General features: G+C 66.5%; 18 protein-coding genes. 1 reads left to right on the forward strand and 17 read right to left on the reverse strand.

Annotation, left to right across the window (positions count from 1 at the left end; all coding sequences use genetic code 11):
- Nucleotides 1-2: 2 nt before the first annotated feature.
- From rplN to rpsJ, 12 genes are all read right to left on the reverse strand, one after another.
- Nucleotides 3-371, reverse strand: coding sequence for a 50S ribosomal protein L14 (rplN, locus tag ABZT74_RS19270; protein WP_003992364.1), 369 nt, complete (start codon nucleotides 369-371; stop codon nucleotides 3-5).
- Between the two features lie 103 nt (nucleotides 372-474).
- The gene (gene rpsQ, locus ABZT74_RS19275) at nucleotides 475-759 is read right to left on the reverse strand and encodes a 30S ribosomal protein S17 (RefSeq protein ID WP_037626988.1); all 285 of its coding nucleotides are present in this window, start codon (nucleotides 757-759) and stop codon (nucleotides 475-477) included.
- The gene (rpmC, locus tag ABZT74_RS19280; protein WP_003998824.1) at nucleotides 759-983 is read right to left on the reverse strand and encodes a 50S ribosomal protein L29; all 225 of its coding nucleotides are present in this window, start codon (nucleotides 981-983) and stop codon (nucleotides 759-761) included. The genes rpsQ and rpmC overlap by 1 nt, the downstream gene beginning before the upstream one ends.
- Nucleotides 983-1,402: a 50S ribosomal protein L16 gene (rplP, locus tag ABZT74_RS19285; RefSeq protein ID WP_010986348.1), complete on the reverse strand. Its 420-nt coding sequence runs from the start codon at nucleotides 1,400-1,402 to the stop codon at nucleotides 983-985. Before rplP ends, rpmC begins: the two co-directional genes overlap by 1 nt.
- A 5-nt stretch (nucleotides 1,403-1,407) precedes the next feature.
- Nucleotides 1,408-2,244, reverse strand: a complete 837-nt coding sequence (gene rpsC, locus ABZT74_RS19290) for a 30S ribosomal protein S3 (protein ID WP_081218890.1) — start codon at nucleotides 2,242-2,244, stop codon at nucleotides 1,408-1,410.
- A complete protein-coding gene (rplV, locus tag ABZT74_RS19295; RefSeq protein WP_006604878.1) occupies nucleotides 2,244-2,591 on the reverse strand; it encodes a 50S ribosomal protein L22 in 348 nt (115 codons plus the stop codon). The genes rpsC and rplV overlap by 1 nt, the downstream gene beginning before the upstream one ends.
- 42 nt (nucleotides 2,592-2,633) lie before the next feature.
- The gene (rpsS, locus tag ABZT74_RS19300) at nucleotides 2,634-2,915 is read right to left on the reverse strand and encodes a 30S ribosomal protein S19 (RefSeq protein WP_024755409.1); all 282 of its coding nucleotides are present in this window, start codon (nucleotides 2,913-2,915) and stop codon (nucleotides 2,634-2,636) included.
- Nucleotides 2,916-2,927: 12 nt separating this feature from the next.
- On the reverse strand, nucleotides 2,928-3,764 hold the full coding sequence (gene rplB, locus ABZT74_RS19305) for a 50S ribosomal protein L2 (protein WP_081218889.1): 837 nt from the start codon (nucleotides 3,762-3,764) through the stop codon (nucleotides 2,928-2,930).
- 39 nt (nucleotides 3,765-3,803) lie between these two features.
- Nucleotides 3,804-4,220, reverse strand: coding sequence for a 50S ribosomal protein L23 (gene rplW / locus ABZT74_RS19310; protein WP_189190335.1), 417 nt, complete (start codon nucleotides 4,218-4,220; stop codon nucleotides 3,804-3,806).
- On the reverse strand, nucleotides 4,220-4,876 hold the full coding sequence (gene rplD / locus ABZT74_RS19315; protein ID WP_355882028.1) for a 50S ribosomal protein L4: 657 nt from the start codon (nucleotides 4,874-4,876) through the stop codon (nucleotides 4,220-4,222). Before rplD ends, rplW begins: the two co-directional genes overlap by 1 nt.
- A 4-nt stretch (nucleotides 4,877-4,880) precedes the next feature.
- Nucleotides 4,881-5,525: a 50S ribosomal protein L3 gene (gene rplC, locus ABZT74_RS19320; RefSeq protein WP_081218886.1), complete on the reverse strand. Its 645-nt coding sequence runs from the start codon at nucleotides 5,523-5,525 to the stop codon at nucleotides 4,881-4,883.
- Nucleotides 5,526-5,542: 17 nt separating this feature from the next.
- Nucleotides 5,543-5,851 carry a 30S ribosomal protein S10 gene (rpsJ, locus tag ABZT74_RS19325; protein WP_003948644.1) on the reverse strand — a complete coding sequence of 103 codons (309 nt, stop codon included), beginning with the start codon at nucleotides 5,849-5,851 and terminating at the stop codon, nucleotides 5,543-5,545.
- Nucleotides 5,852-6,373: 522 nt separating this feature from the next.
- Here rpsJ and ABZT74_RS19330 point away from each other — a divergent pair.
- On the forward strand, nucleotides 6,374-7,069 hold the full coding sequence (locus ABZT74_RS19330) for a hypothetical protein (protein WP_356178120.1): 696 nt from the start codon (nucleotides 6,374-6,376) through the stop codon (nucleotides 7,067-7,069).
- Between the two features lie 75 nt (nucleotides 7,070-7,144).
- Here ABZT74_RS19330 and ABZT74_RS19335 read toward each other — a convergent pair whose 3' ends face one another.
- The 5 genes from ABZT74_RS19335 to ABZT74_RS19355 all read right to left on the reverse strand — a co-directional run bounded on the left by ABZT74_RS19335 (nucleotide 7,145) and on the right by ABZT74_RS19355 (nucleotide 14,231).
- Entirely contained in the window at nucleotides 7,145-7,615 is a 471-nt protein-coding gene (locus tag ABZT74_RS19335) for a hypothetical protein (protein WP_356178122.1), read from the reverse strand.
- Nucleotides 7,616-7,674: 59 nt separating this feature from the next.
- Nucleotides 7,675-8,169 (reverse strand): hypothetical protein, encoded by a 495-nt coding sequence (locus ABZT74_RS19340; RefSeq protein WP_356178124.1) that lies wholly within the window; start codon nucleotides 8,167-8,169, stop codon nucleotides 7,675-7,677.
- Between the two features lie 63 nt (nucleotides 8,170-8,232).
- A complete protein-coding gene (locus ABZT74_RS19345; protein WP_356178125.1) occupies nucleotides 8,233-8,700 on the reverse strand; it encodes a hypothetical protein in 468 nt (155 codons plus the stop codon).
- A 325-nt stretch (nucleotides 8,701-9,025) separates the two neighbouring features.
- Nucleotides 9,026-9,667: a hypothetical protein gene (locus ABZT74_RS19350; protein WP_356178127.1), complete on the reverse strand. Its 642-nt coding sequence runs from the start codon at nucleotides 9,665-9,667 to the stop codon at nucleotides 9,026-9,028.
- A 19-nt stretch (nucleotides 9,668-9,686) separates the two neighbouring features.
- Nucleotides 9,687-14,231: an RHS repeat-associated core domain-containing protein gene (locus ABZT74_RS19355; RefSeq protein ID WP_356436331.1), complete on the reverse strand. Its 4,545-nt coding sequence runs from the start codon at nucleotides 14,229-14,231 to the stop codon at nucleotides 9,687-9,689.
- Nucleotides 14,232-14,298 lie beyond the last annotated feature (67 nt).

Consider the following 14,298-nt stretch of genomic DNA (forward strand, 5'->3'; position numbering starts at 1 on the left):
GCTTACAGCACCTCCGGCGCGAGCGAGATGATCTTCATGAACTTCTTCTCGCGCAGCTCACGGCCCACCGGGCCGAAGATACGGGTGCCGCGAGGGTCGCCGTCGTTCTTCAGAATGACGGCGGCGTTCTCGTCGAAACGGATGTACGAGCCGTCCGGACGGCGGCGCTCCTTGACGGTGCGAACGATGACCGCCTTGATGACGTCACCCTTCTTCACATTGCCGCCGGGGATCGCGTCCTTGACGGTGGCGACGATGACGTCACCGATGCCCGCGTAGCGGCGACCGGAGCCACCGAGCACACGGATGCAAAGGATTTCCTTCGCACCAGTGTTGTCGGCGACACGGAGTCGCGACTCCTGCTGGATCACGTCTATCTCCTGATTGTCTGCCGGTTCCCGGGGCGGGGTCGGCCTTTACGGCGACCCCGCCCCGAGCCTGGCGGAACCAACCTGAGGGATACCCCTCAGGTAATTACTTGGCCTTCTCGAGGATCTCGACGATGCGCCAGCGCTTCGTCGAGGACAGCGGCCGGGTCTCCATCAGGAGGACGCGGTCGCCGACGCCGGCGGCGTTCTGCTCGTCGTGGGCCTTGAGCTTGCTCGTACGGCGGATGACCTTGCCGTACAGGGCGTGCTTCACGCGGTCCTCGACAGCGACGACGACGGTCTTGTCCATCTTGTCGCTGACGACCAGACCCTCACGGGTCTTGCGGAAACCGCGGTCGGTCTTCTGCTCAGTCACGTTGCTCTCGCTCATCAGGCGCTCTCCACCGTCTCGATGCCCAGCTCGCGCTCACGCATCAGGGTGTAGATCCGCGCGATGTCCTTGCGGACGGCCTTGAGCCGACCGTGGTTCTCGAGCTGACCGGTCGCCGCCTGGAAGCGGAGGTTGAACAGCTCTTCCTTGGCTTCGCGGAGCTTCGCGAGAAGCTCCTCGTCACCCAGTTCGCGCAGCTCGGACGCCTTGGTACCGGCCGACATCACGCTTCACCTGCCTCGCGCTTGACGATCCGGCACTTCATCGGCAGCTTGTGGGCTGCGCGAGTGAGGGCCTCACGGGCGATCTTCTCGTTGGGGTAGGACAGTTCGAACATGACCCGGCCCGGGTGCACGTTCGCGATCCACCACTCGGGCGAACCCTTACCGGAACCCATGCGGGTCTCGGCAGGCTTCTTCGTGAGCGGGCGGTCCGGGTAGATGTTGATCCAGACCTTGCCGCCACGCTTGATGTGGCGGGTCATCGCGATACGAGCGGCCTCGATCTGGCGGTTCGTCACGTACGCCGGCGTGAGGGCCTGAATGCCGTACTCGCCGAACGAAACCTGCGTACCGCCCTTGGCCTGACCACGGCGCTTCGGGTGGTGCTGCTTGCGGTGCTTGACCCTACGGGGGATCAGCATTTCGGTCAGGCCTCCGTTCCGGTGCTCTCAGCCGGAGCGGCAGCCGCCGGAGCCTCGGCCTTGGGGGCCTCGGCAGCGGGAGCCTGCTGCGGCTTACGACCGCGACCGCCACGCTCGCCACCGCGGCCACCACGGCCGGCCGGGCGGTCGTTGCCGCCACCACGGGCCGGGCGGTTGCCGGCGCGGGCAGCAGCGTTCTCGGCGCGGACCTCGGCGATGTTCTTGACATCGCCCTTGTAGATCCAGACCTTCACACCGATACGGCCGAAGGTCGTCTTGGCCTCGAAGAAGCCGTAGTCGACGTTCGCACGGAGCGTGTGCAGGGGCACGCGGCCCTCGCGGTAGAACTCCGAGCGGGACATCTCGGCGCCGCCGAGACGGCCACCACACTGGATCTTGATGCCCTTGGCGCCGGCCTTCATCGTGCCCTGCATGCTCTTACGCATGGCGCGACGGAAGGAGACGCGGGAGGACAGCTGCTCGGCAACGGCCTGGGCAACCAGCTGGGCATCGGTCTCGGGGTTCTTGACCTCGAGGATGTTCAGCTGGACCTGCTTGCCCGTGAGCTTCTCGAGGTCACCGCGGATGCGGTCGGCCTCGGCGCCACGGCGGCCGATGACGATGCCAGGACGCGCGGTGTGGATGTCCACCCGCACGCGGTCACGGGTGCGCTCGATCTCAACCTTCGAGATACCGGCGCGCTCCATGCCGGACGACATCATCCGACGGATGGCGACGTCTTCCTTGACGTAGTCCTTGTACAGCTTGTCGGCGTACCAGCGGGACTTGAAGTCCGTGGTGATGCCGAGCCGGAACCCATGCGGGTTAACCTTCTGGCCCATTACCGGGTTCCTTCCTTGCTGCTGACGACCACGGTGATGTGGCTGGTCCGCTTGCGGATCCGGTAGGCGCGGCCCTGGGCACGCGGACGGAACCGCTTCAGGGTCGGACCCTCGTCGACATACGCCTCAGAGATGACGAGGCTGCCGGCGTCGGTGTGGTCGTAGTTGTGTGCGGCGTTGGCAATGGCGCTGTCAAGCACCTTGCCGACCGGCACGCTCGCGGCCTGCGGGGCGAAACGCAGGACCGCCTGAGCCTCCGTGGCATCCATGCCACGGATAAGGTCCACCACTCGGCGGGCCTTCATGGGCGTAACGCGGATGTACCGCGCCTGGGCCCTGGCTTCCATGGTTGTCCTTCCAGTGTCTGTCATGGTCGATTCCACCCCGCGTTAGCGGCGCTTCGACTTCCGGTCGTCCTTGACGTGACCCCGGAAGGTGCGCGTCGGCGAGAACTCGCCGAGCTTGTGGCCGACCATCGACTCGGTGACAAACACCGGGATGTGGGTCTTGCCGTTGTGCACCGCGATCGTGTGGCCGAGCATGGCCGGGATGATCATCGAGCGACGGGACCAGGTCTTGATGACGTTCTTGGTACCGGCTTCGTTCTGTACGTCCACCTTCTTTACAAGGTGTCCGTCGACGAAGGGTCCCTTCTTGAGACTGCGCGGCATCTAAACCCGCTCCTAGCGCTTCTTGTTCGTCTTGCGGCGGCGGACGATGTACTTGTTCGATGCCTTCTTCGGCGAACGAGTACGACCCTCCTTCTGACCCCACGGGGAGACCGGGTGGCGACCACCGGAGGTCTTGCCCTCACCACCACCGTGCGGGTGGTCAACCGGGTTCATCGCCACACCGCGGACGGACGGGCGAACGCCCAGCCAGCGCTTACGGCCGGCCTTACCCCAGTTGATGTTGCTCTGCTCGGCGTTACCGACCTCGCCGACCGTGGCGCGGCAGCGCTGGTCGACCAGGCGGATCTCACCCGACGGCATGCGGAGGTGGGCCATGGTGCCCTCCTTCGCGAGCAGCTGCACCGAGGCACCGGCGGAGCGGGCGAACTTGGCGCCGCCACCGGGACGGATCTCGATCGCGTGGATCGTGGTACCGACCGGGATGTTGCGGAGCGCCAGGTTGTTGCCCGGCTTGATGTCGGCCCCAGGACCGTTCTCGACGCGGTCACCCTGCGACAGGTTGCGGGGGGCGAGGATGTAGCGCTTCTCGCCGTCCGCGTAGTGAAGCAGCGCGATGCGCGCGGTGCGGTTGGGGTCGTACTCGATGTGCGCGACCTTCGCCGGCACGCCGTCCTTGTCGTGACGACGGAAGTCGATCACTCGGTAGGCGCGCTTGTGTCCGCCACCCTGGTGGCGAACGGTCACACGACCGGCGTTGTTACGGCCGCCCTTGCTGTGCAGCGGGCGGACCAGCGACTTCTCCGGCGTGGACCGCGTGACCTCGACGAAGTCGGCGACGCTGGAGCCACGACGGCCCGGCGTAGTCGGCTTGTACTTGCGGATTCCCATTTCTCAGTCCTCGTCCGATATTCGGACCAGGGCGCTCCGTTAGGAGGCCTGGCCGAAGATGTCGATACGGTCGCCCTCAGCGAGGGTCACGATCGCGCGCTTGCTGTCAGCACGCTTGCCGAAGCCCGTCTTGGTGCGCTTGCGCTTGCCCTGACGGTTGATCGTGTTGACCCCGGTGACCTTGACCGAGAAGACCGCCTGGACGGCCTGCTTGATCTGGGTCTTGTTGGCCCGCGGGTCGACGACGAAGGTGTACTTGCCCTCGTCGAGCAGCGCGTAGCTCTTCTCCGAGACGACCGGCTTGAGGAGGACGTCACGGGGGTCCGTGAAGCTCTTGCTCAGCGGGGTCTCGACGGTGTTCTTGCCTTCGGCCTCGTGGCGCTTCGCCTTGGCGACGCGCGCGACCTTCTTGGCCTTGGCGGCCTTCGAGGCAATGCTCGGGTGACGCGTAGCCATCAGGCTTCGCTCCCTTCGGTGTCAGCGGCCTGGGGGCCAGACACGAAGGACTCGAAAGCGGCCTGGGTGAAGACCACGTCGTCCGAGACGAGAACGTCGTACGTGTTGAGCTGGCCCGGCTCCAGGATGTGGACCTGGGGCAGGTTGCGCGCGGAGAGCAGCGCGGCCTCGTCGGAGCGCTCGATGACCAGGAGCACGTTCTTGCGCTCGCTGACCTTGCCGAGGAAGCTCTTCGCGGCCTTGGTGGAGGGGGTCTCGCCCTCGATCACGCCGGTGATGACGTGGATGCGAGCGTTGCGGGCCCGGTCGGTGAGGGCGTGGCGCAGGGCCGCGGCCTTCATCTTCTTCGGGGTCCGCTGCGAGTAGTCACGCGGGGTGGGGCCGTGAACGACGCCACCGCCGGCGAACTGAGGCGCGCGGGTCGAGCCCTGACGGGCGCGGCCGGTGCCCTTCTGGCGGTAAGGCTTGCGGCCACCACCACGGACCTCGCCACGACGCTTGACCTTGTGCGTGCCCTGACGGGCCGCGGCCAGCTGCGCGACGACAACCTGGTGGAGCAGCGGGATGCTGATCTTCTCTACATCGAAGATCTCGGCCGGGAGCTCAACGGTCCCGGCGTTGTCGCCGGAGGGCGACTGAATGTCAATGGTGCTCATGTCCTCAGGCCCCCTTGGCCGCGGTACGGACCAGGACGAGGCCGCCGTTCGGACCGGGGATCGCTCCCTTGATGAGGAGCAGGCCCTTCTCCGCGTCAACGGCGTGAACGGTCAGGTTCTGGGTGGTGACCCGCTCGTTGCCCATGCGGCCCGCCATGCGGACGCCCTTGAACACACGGCCCGGGGTGGCACAGCCACCGATGGAGCCGGGAGAGCGGTGCTTGCGCTGGACACCGTGTCCGGCGCCGAGGCCCTTGAAGTTGTGACGCTTCATGACACCGGCGAAGCCCTTGCCCTTGCTCTTGCCGGTCACGTCCACCTTGAGGCCGGCCTCGAACACCTCAGCGGTGATCTCCTGGCCGAGGGTGTACTCGCTGGCGTCAGCGGTACGGATCTCGACGAGGTGGCGGCGGGGCGTGACGTCGGCCTTGGCGAAGTGACCCTTGAGGGGCTTGTTCACCTTGCGAGGGTCGATCTCGCCGAAGGCGATCTGGACCGACTCGTAGCCGTCGGAGTCATTCGTGCGGACCTGGGTCACGACGTTCGGGCCGGCCTTGACGACGGTGACGGGAACAACACGGTTGTTCTCGTCCCACACCTGCGTCATGCCGAGCTTCTCGCCCAGGATTCCCTTGATCTGCTTAGCCATTCTCAGATCACCGATCCCTAGAGCTTGATCTCGATGTCGACACCGGCCGGGAGGTCGAGTCGCATCAGAGAGTCAACGGTCTTCGGAGTCGGGTCGAGGATGTCGATGAGGCGCTTGTGCGTGCGCATCTCGAAGTGCTCGCGCGAGTCCTTGTACTTGTGCGGCGACTTGATGACGCAGTACACGTTCTTCTCAGTGGGCAGCGGCACCGGGCCCGCGACCGACGCACCAGTGCGCGTCACCGTCTCGACGATCTTCTTCGCCGAGGAGTCGATGACCTCGTGGTCGTAGGCCTTGAGCCGGATGCGGATCTTCTGTCCCGCCATGGCTACTCAGTAGTCCTTTGTCTAGTGAAACGCTCTGGAACCCGGGGGTTCGCGTCCTGGTCTCCGACCCACGCGGTCGGGTGTGTCGCGCTCCTGCCGCACAGATATCCGCCAACGGATTTCCCTACGAGGGACGCGGCTCGCCCGAAAGCAACCGCTGGACCGGGGGCTGAACACCCACCGGGCGCCTGGCCTGCACCCCGCTGACACTTCCCGGAAGATTCCCGTACGTCCGCCCGAGCGCTGCCTTACGGCAGATCGAGCGACGAGTACTGTGGGACTCGCTTCCAGTCCTCCCGACGGGAGGCGCGCAGCATCGGCACTCGACCGAGCAACCCCGCTAGTCTGCCATACGGGGCAGGGGCCTGGCCAATCGAGCCGAGGATCGTACCCCCAAGGTGACGCAGGTCAAACCCGGGAGTCCTTGACCCCGCCGGCCGGCGCCGACTCGGGTGGCGTGAACATGCTACGAGCGTCGGCAGACGCTACCTCGCGGAACCGCGTTGCGGAAGGATCGGCGACGTGACGCGAGAAGGCATACCCCTGGAGCGGCTGGCGGAAGTCCTGGAGTTCCAGAGGGGGCTCTGGGGGACCGAAGGGCTCCATCCCTCCCCCGTGCTGCGTACGGAGGACGACGAGCAGCTGGGCATCCGCATCGCTTCGCCCGGCTGGCACGTCGGTCTCACCGTGGAGGTACACCGGAGCGGCTGGGCACACCTTTCTTTCTCCTCTCCCACGCATACAGGGGACGAGCCCCGCCGTATCCGCTCCGTCGAGGCCTGGAGTGCCCTGCTCGACGAGGCGGTCACCCGCGCTTCCCGCCTGCGGCTGCTCCCCGCCCGTCTGCTGGCCCGGACCTGTACGACGGGGTGGCTGGACTGGATACACGGCGAGCTGTGGCTGCTCCCGGACGCCCTGATCCGCGTACGCAGCGGCCTGATGGACTCCGTGGCGAACCCAGGCGTTTCGGCGAGGGAGCCCTACCAGGTGATCCCCTACGACGCGGAGAGCATCCTCTCGGCCCACCGCACGAACAAGGTGATCCCCCTGACCGAGCTGTCCGAGGCCCGTCTCCACCGGGGTCTCACGACGTCCGGGATGACGGTGGTCATGCGGGACGGCACCCACCACAAACTCCTGTGGCTGTCGTCGGAGCCGACGACCCGACTCCTGAAGGACCGGCTACTGCCGGTGCTGGGGCCACGGTTGAGGCACTGAGCACTGTCGGCCAAGGCGCCACCTACACCCCCGCCGCGCTACGCCGTCCCGGTACCCCACGGATCCCGGCCCCGGTCAGCGACTACGGCGCACCCACCGCCACGCGTCGCCGACGGCATCCCACGCCCGCGTCCCCAGGTACTCCAGCTTGTCCAGCACCCTCATCCGCGCCGACTGCCACCTGAACCACACCGGAAGCTGCTGATACGGCACGAAGGTGAGGGTGTCCCGGATGGCGTCGTCGGCGAGGCTCCCGCGACCCGCGCCCTCCGCACGGAGTGCGGCATACAGCTCCGGTGTCAACGCCCCGTTGAGCCGGGCCGCGACACCGGCCGCGGTGAAGGCGAACCCACGCTGGTTGACGTCCGACAACCGCATCGCCCTGACGATCCGCGGTGACGCCTCCTCCAGCGAACAGTTGAAGGCGAGCCCGATCACCGCGGTCCCGAGATGCCCGTTGCCCCGCTCGAAGGCAGCGTCCACCTCGGCCGGGTCATGGACCCGGATCAGGCCCTCCCCGGTGTCCCAGTCATGGCCGACCGTCATACCGATACTCCACCGCTCCCCTGATGCCGGCCCACGGCGATCCTCCAACGCCTCGATGATCAGTCCCACGGATCACGTACTGGCCTGCGCTTCCACCACACTCCGAGTTCCGCCTCGGGCCTCGCCCTCGTCGGACGCACCCAAGTACGTAGTGACAGCTCCGGATCCGGCACAGTCACGGCCATGAAGCGCTCGTCCAACTGCGACAGCAACCGACCCACCGCACTCTCCCGCGCCTCCGCGAGCTGTCCGTTCATCAACTGGCCGAGCGAGTCACGGGAGTCGAGGTCGTTCTCGTAGGCGCTGATGGGATAGAAGTCGTCGCTCGCCCACCCCGGCTCCATCCGGCGCACCATACGCTCCCAGGACGCGAACCGCTCCGCGACCGAATAGACGGGGGCCGTGATGCTGTCCCGCAGCTCCTGGGCGACCCGGGAGCGCTCCACCTCGAGGCGCTCCGCGTCACACCGGGCGACGGCGGCCATGACCGCGGCGGGCAACTCGGCCCACGCGGCACTGGTTTCCGGCGTGGAGCGGAACAATTCGTATGCCACGACGCCTGCTCTCCGGTGTGCTCCGAGCCTTGAACGTGCTCATCACTCGCCCCCAGACTTCAATCAGCTCTTCCTGCGCAGGGCCTTCCAGACATCACCGACCGCGTACACGAGCTCCAGCCGCCAGGTCTCCAGCTTGTCCCGGACCCTCGACTCGACCTTCCACCACTTGAGCCACAGCGGCAGATCCCGGAACGGCACGTAGTCGAGTGTGTCGTCGATCGCGTGCACGGCGATACTCAGGCGGCCGGGGCCTTGCGCACGCAGTGCGGCGTACAGCTCCGGTGTCAACGCCCCGTTGAGCCGGGCCGCGACGCCGGCCGCGGTGAACGCGAACACGCGCTGGTCGATGTCCGACAACCGCGTCGCCCTGACGATCCGCGGCGAGGCTTCCTCCAGGGAACAGTTGAAGGCGAGCCCGATCACCGCGGTCCCGAGATGCCCGTTGCCCCGCTCGAAGGCAGCGTCCACCTCAGCGGGGTCATCGACCCGGATCAGTCCCTCCCCGGTGTCCCAGTCATGGCCAGTCACCACAGTGATCCTCCAACGCATCGACAGTCAGGCACACGGAGCACGCGAGGGCCGACGCTTCCACCACTCTCCGAATTCCGCCCCAAGCCCCGCCTTCGTCGGACGCACTCGTCCAAGCTCGCCAGTTACCGATTCGGCGCCCTCGCCTCCGCAAGCTGCTTGCCCATCTCAACTGCATTGCGAATTAAGGGAGTCGAGGTCGTTCTCATCGGCGCTGACGGGACAGAAGCCGCCGCTCGACCTACCGGGCCCCTCCGCCGCACCACGTGCTTCCAGGACACGAACCGATCCGCGACTGAAGAGAACGGGACCCCGCGCGCCGTGATCACCCGTCCGCGTCGATAAAACGCTCCAGCGCGTGCGCTTGCGCCCGCAGATTTCCCTTGACCGCGTCCGGCGCGTTCGAGTCCGGTCGCAGGATGTCCGGCAGATATTTGACGCGCCACATACGAAAAGTGTCGGACACCACTCGCTCGCCACGGAGCCCCAGAAAGTCTCCCGCCCGTCGCACGGCATCGACGACAAGCGGCACGGAGAATTCAGGACCGGGTCCCCGCACGGTGGATGTTCCCACGAGGGCGTCCACGAAAATGACCAATTGAAGGTCGCTGCCCATGCGCACCATTCGCCGCAGGACAATCGGGTCGTCCAGGTCCGGAGGATATTGCTCAATGCACCCGGAGTACATCATCAAATACTCGGCAGTCACTTCACGGCCGTCGTTCCATCCACCCTGCGACTCGAAGATGGCCATGGTGTCGGACGAGAACTCACCGATGTCCCGGACGGTCGCCAGCAGACGCTCGAGGTCGTTCCGACGAGCTGCCACGAAGCCGCCGAGTGAAACATCCCCGAGTCCCCCGCCGACCGAGTCTGATACCGCACCCAACTCCAGGATCCCCCAGAGAGGCGCGAACACGTCGTAGCCGAGCCCCGTCTCCGAGATGGGTGCATGTTCTTCCGTCATACCAAAGATCCTCAATCCATCAGAAAAGCCCGCCGAAGTGCTTCACGGTGGCCTCCATAGTGGGCAGGACGTCCGTGATTCCGTCGTTCAATATCTGCACCCCCTCGAGGGTATCGACAAAGAATTCTGGCTGGTTGAACTTCGGGCCACCCATCTGGAAGACCGAATCCGCGAACTCCTTCGGTACCTTGACTCGCACGATGTGCCCGCCCCGACCGTAGGATCCCGCGACCCGGGCGAAGTCGTCCGAAAGGTACACGCCCGCATTCGGGGTACCTGCCCGCTTGGCTTCCTCAGAGATGTTCAGGGCGAACTTGGAACCCTGCCAGTCCATCGACCCATGGTACAGAATCTTGTACGGAGAAAGACCAAGAGGGTCGATCACTCCGAGCGGGTTCGTGACATACCCATAGGGGTTCGAAGCCGGCTCCAGGCCGAGCGGATCGAGAGAGGAATACCGCGCCGTCTCGGGGTCGTAATAGCGGTGGAAATTGTAATGGAGCCCGGATTCCACATCGTGGTACTGCCCTGGGAACCGCAGTGGGGTGTAAGCGGTGCTGTCGGCCTTCCAAGTGGTGACACCCCACAGCGTCCTGCGTGCACGCCAGGCGACATGTCCAGTTCCGTCGATGAGTTCGGTGGGCGAGCCGACCAAGTCGGTGACGATCGCGAAGAAGCGGGAGTCGATCTCCTCCTGTGTGGCCCGGTCGGTGAGACGTTCGGTCTGAGCCAGTGGGAGCAGTCCGTCGTGGTCCCAGGTCAGTGTCACCGGATGCGGCAGATCGGGGCCGACGCTCGTCTGTTCCGTGACGGTGGGGCCGTCCCAGGTGAAGTGGGTCTGCTCCACAACCGTCACGCCGTCGGCGGCCATGCGCTGCTTGGCCGTGCGGCGGCCGAGCGGGTCGTAGCTGTAGCGCCACACCGTCCCGTCCGGGGTGGTCACCGAGGTCAGTCGGTCCTCGGCATCCCATTCGTACCGCCAGACGTCCGGCTTGCGCGACAGACGGGTCTTGCGGCGCTCCACGATGCGCCCGGCCCCGTCGTACTCGTACCGCACGGAACCCGCGTGTGTGAGGCGATTACCCTCGACCTCACGCTCTCCCTGTACCTCCTGGCCCGCCCTCCCTACGGGCCAGGAGCCACGGTCCTGGTTTCCCCGCTGGTCATAGGAGTAGCTCTCCGTCCAGTCGCGAGCCTGAACCCGCGTCACGCGGCCGGCGGGGTCCACATCGAGACCGATCCGGCCGTACCACGAGTCGTCCACGCCGATGAGTGCGTCGTCCGGCCGGAAGTCGTACGAGCGGTGCTGAACGGGCCCGTGGGGCGTCGTCACCGCCCTCTCACTCGGCCGACCTGCGGTGTCCCAGGTCTGGGCGTAGGTGAGGAAGCCGTCCACGAGGCGTGACGTCTCACGGCCCGCCGCGTCGTGAGTGAAGGTGAGGGTGTGGCCGGAGGTGACCAATGAGGTCGTGCGGCCCGTCGCGTCGTAGCCGTAGGAGGCGAGGACACCGGTGGGCGTCCTCCGTTCGGTACGCCGACCCGCCGCGTCGTAAGCGACCGACAGCGTACGGCCGTTGACGGTCTCGGCGACGACCCTCCCCGCCGCGTCCCGCTCCCACACGATCTCGCAGTCCGGGTTCGCCGCCCGCAGGCCCCTGCCCGCGCTGTCGTACGCGTACCTGGTGACCGTGCCCTCCACGTCCTTGCAGGCGAGGCGACCCAGGGTGTCGTACTCGTAGACGACCGACTGTTCCAGCGGGTTCGTACGGGCGAGCATGCGCCCCGACGGATCACGTCGGTAGGTGACACGGTGACCGTCAAAGTCGGTTTCCGCGACCAACCGGCCGGCCAGATCGTACGCGTACTCCCACGTCAGGCCCCCCGGGTCGACGACCTTCGTCAGCCGCAGGGAGGTGTCGTGCTCGAACGAGTAGCGCGCACCGTCGGGCCCGGTACGTGAGGTCAGCAGATCGAAGTGGGTGTACTCGAAGGTGGAGACACCGCCTCCGGCATCCGTGTGGCGGATGCAGTTGCCCTCTCCGTCGTACACCCACGACTGCTCCGCCCCGTCCGGCCCGACCTCGCGTGCGGGCAGACCCTCGATGGTCCACCAGCGCTGCGTACGCGCGCCCAGAGGGTCGGTGGTCAGACGGACCCGCCCGAACGCATCGTAGTGTGCGACGCGGCTTCTCCCCGATGGATCGGTCAGCTCCGCCACCAGACCGGCGTCGGTACAGCGCACCCGCGTGGTCGCTCCCAGCGGGTCGGTGATGGCTGTCAGCCTGCCGGACCGGTCGTACGAGTAGCGCGTTGTCGCGCCTGTCTCGTCGGTGGTGGCGGTGCAGTTGCCGTGCTCGTCGTAATCGCTCAGCAGGCTGGAGCCATCAGGCAGAAGCACGGTCGTCGGACGCCCGAGGCTGTTGTACGTGCATCGGGTCACCGCACCGTCCGGAGCGGTGACGGAGAGAGGCCGTCCCGTCGCGTCGACATCGAACCGGGTGGTGTGGCCGAGCGCGTCGGTGCGGGACCTGACGTGATGGTTCCGGTCGTACTCGGTGCCTGTCGTTCCTCCATTGGCGTCGACCTCCGCGACGACCTGGGAGAACTCGTTGACGACGAAGCGACTGACAGCCCCCTCCGCGGATGTGAGCGTCGTGACGCGATGACCGGGCCAGCGGGGATCGGTTCCGTCGTACTCGAGGGTGATGGTGATGTGGCCCGCTTCGCCGCCCTCGGCGACACAGCGGTCCCGCGCGTCGTAGGCATACGCGTAACGGCTGCCGTTGGTGTCGGTCCACGAGCTGACACGCAGCCGCTCGTCGTAGGTGAAGGAGAGCGGGAGGCCCGAGGAGTTGACCACGGCGCTGAGACTGCCGTCGGTGTAGCCGAACCGCCTGACAACGACATCCGAGCCGTCATCCGACGCGGCGGCCAGGGTCACCGCGGTGACGCGTCCATCTTCGGTGGCGAGCTTCAGGTGATAGCCGCCCGAGTGGCGGATATCGGTCGGGGTGCCGCTCTCGTCGTAGGCGAAGTCGATCGTGTGGCCGTTGCGGTCGGATATCCGTTCCAGCAGGGCGAGCCCGGCGGATCCTCCGGCGCCCGCGGTGAAGCGGCGCGTGTGACCGGTCACGGGATCGGTCACCGTGTATCCGCCGTCTTCCAGGAGGGCGAGAGGCCACTGCGGCCCGGTCTCCGGCAGCACGGGTACGGCGGGTGAATCGGGGTGAGGATAGGCGAGCAGCAACCCCTCCTCCGTGATGAACACGACCCCTTCGGCATCGATCTCCAGCCGCTGATCCACGGTGGAGGCCCAGGTGGGGCCGAACCACCAGCCGCAGCGATAGTCGGACGCGACCCGGCGACTGAAGGTGAGGGGAAGCTTGCCCGGCAGGACGATGTCGGTCTGCGGGAGGAACATCGCGCCGGTGGCCATGTCCACCGGGTCGCTGCCCTTGAACTTGACGACGTTCTTCAGCCGGTTGAAGGCCCCCTTGCCACCGGCGGCAAGCATGCTGCGGGCCCCCTTGCCCAGCCCCCGCGCCGCCAGGCTCATCCCCTTCAGGCCGCCCTTGAGGCCCTTCATCGCGGCGAGGCCGCCCTTGAGGCCCTTGGCCAGGCCGCCGAGGGTGGTCAGGCCCTTCATGCCGGGTATGCAGTCCAGCGCAGCGAAGGCCACATCCCATAGGGATGCCTGCCCCTTCGCATACTTGTTGAGGGTGTCCGCCAGGACGACCAGGGCGGCGATCAGCACGATCGCGCCGAGAATCGGCCCCCCGATGATCATCGCGATGATCCCCAGCACCGCGACGACGACCTTGCACACCGCGACGATGGTGTCCCAGTTGTCGGAGAACCAGTCCCCGACCTCCTCCCACCACTTCCGGTTGTGGATCCCCGCATCCGACGCCTCGTCGATCTTCGACTTCGCGTCCCGCGCCGCCTCCTCCCGCATCTTCCGGGCATCCGCGGCCATCTTCTTCGCAGCGTCCAGCGCATTGCCCGCCGTCGTCACATCCGACTGAGCACTGTCGTGCGCCGACTTCGCGTGCTGCGCATCCCGGGTGGCGGCCCGCACCTTCGCCTCATCCGGCTTCTCGGTGCCGCTCTTGCTGCCGGTCGGATCGTCCTTGTACTTGTCCGCTTCCTTACCGGCCCGCGTCACCCACGAATCAGCCGACGACAGACGCGACTTCGCCGACGTGAGATCAGCCTGTGCATCCCTGCCCTTCGCCAGCGCCTTGTCCGCCAGCGCCTGCGCCCGCTCCAACTTCGGCCAGTACGCGGCCAGGGCATCCCCCGCCATCTCGTACGACTTCTTCAACTTCTTCAACTGCTTCGGCACACCGGCGAACTCGTCCTGAAACGCCTTCGCCGACTTACCCGCCCACTGCAGAACCGTGTCCTCGTCCGCCATCCCCTTGATCAGACGAAGCGCATCCCCCACGTCATCGGCGAAGTCGAGCAGGTTCTTCGACAGATGCCGCACCCGATCCGGATCACCCGGCGTCGGATCCTTCTCCAAGTCCAGCACATGCCAGTCACCCGGCCGATTCCCCGCCATGCCGCAACCCCCGTGACAGCAACACCAACAACAACTTGCGTATGCACAAGCGAACTTACAGGGAACA

Origin of the sequence: Streptomyces sp. NPDC005302 (assembly GCF_040607345.1) — a bacterium.
GTDB lineage: Bacteria > Actinomycetota > Actinomycetes > Streptomycetales > Streptomycetaceae > Streptomyces.

What these genes read in the sequence shown, in the direction of transcription:
- rplV (WP_006604878.1), bottom strand. Translation starts at nt 2,591, where the DNA reads ATGGAAGCCAGGGCCCAGGCGCGGTACATCCGCGTTACGCCCATGAAG.
- rpsQ (WP_037626988.1), bottom strand. Translation starts at nt 759, where the DNA reads ATGAGCGAGAGCAACGTGACTGAGCAGAAGACCGACCGCGGTTTCCGC.
- rplW (WP_189190335.1), bottom strand. Translation starts at nt 4,220, where the DNA reads ATGGCTACGCGTCACCCGAGCATTGCCTCGAAGGCCGCCAAGGCCAAG.
- rplD (WP_355882028.1), bottom strand. Translation starts at nt 4,876, where the DNA reads ATGAGCACCATTGACATTCAGTCGCCCTCCGGCGACAACGCCGGGACC.
- rpsC (WP_081218890.1), bottom strand. Translation starts at nt 2,244, where the DNA reads ATGGGCCAGAAGGTTAACCCGCATGGGTTCCGGCTCGGCATCACCACG.
- rplC (WP_081218886.1), bottom strand. Translation starts at nt 5,525, where the DNA reads ATGGCTAAGCAGATCAAGGGAATCCTGGGCGAGAAGCTCGGCATGACG.
- ABZT74_RS19350 (WP_356178127.1), bottom strand. Translation starts at nt 9,667, where the DNA reads ATGACGGAAGAACATGCACCCATCTCGGAGACGGGGCTCGGCTACGAC.
- rplP (WP_010986348.1), bottom strand. Translation starts at nt 1,402, where the DNA reads ATGCTGATCCCCCGTAGGGTCAAGCACCGCAAGCAGCACCACCCGAAG.
- rpmC (WP_003998824.1), bottom strand. Translation starts at nt 983, where the DNA reads ATGTCGGCCGGTACCAAGGCGTCCGAGCTGCGCGAACTGGGTGACGAG.
- ABZT74_RS19335 (WP_356178122.1), bottom strand. Translation starts at nt 7,615, where the DNA reads ATGACGGTCGGCCATGACTGGGACACCGGGGAGGGCCTGATCCGGGTC.
- rplB (WP_081218889.1), bottom strand. Translation starts at nt 3,764, where the DNA reads ATGGGAATCCGCAAGTACAAGCCGACTACGCCGGGCCGTCGTGGCTCC.
- rpsS (WP_024755409.1), bottom strand. Translation starts at nt 2,915, where the DNA reads ATGCCGCGCAGTCTCAAGAAGGGACCCTTCGTCGACGGACACCTTGTA.
- ABZT74_RS19355 (WP_356436331.1), bottom strand. Translation starts at nt 14,231, where the DNA reads ATGGCGGGGAATCGGCCGGGTGACTGGCATGTGCTGGACTTGGAGAAG.
- rpsJ (WP_003948644.1), bottom strand. Translation starts at nt 5,851, where the DNA reads ATGGCGGGACAGAAGATCCGCATCCGGCTCAAGGCCTACGACCACGAG.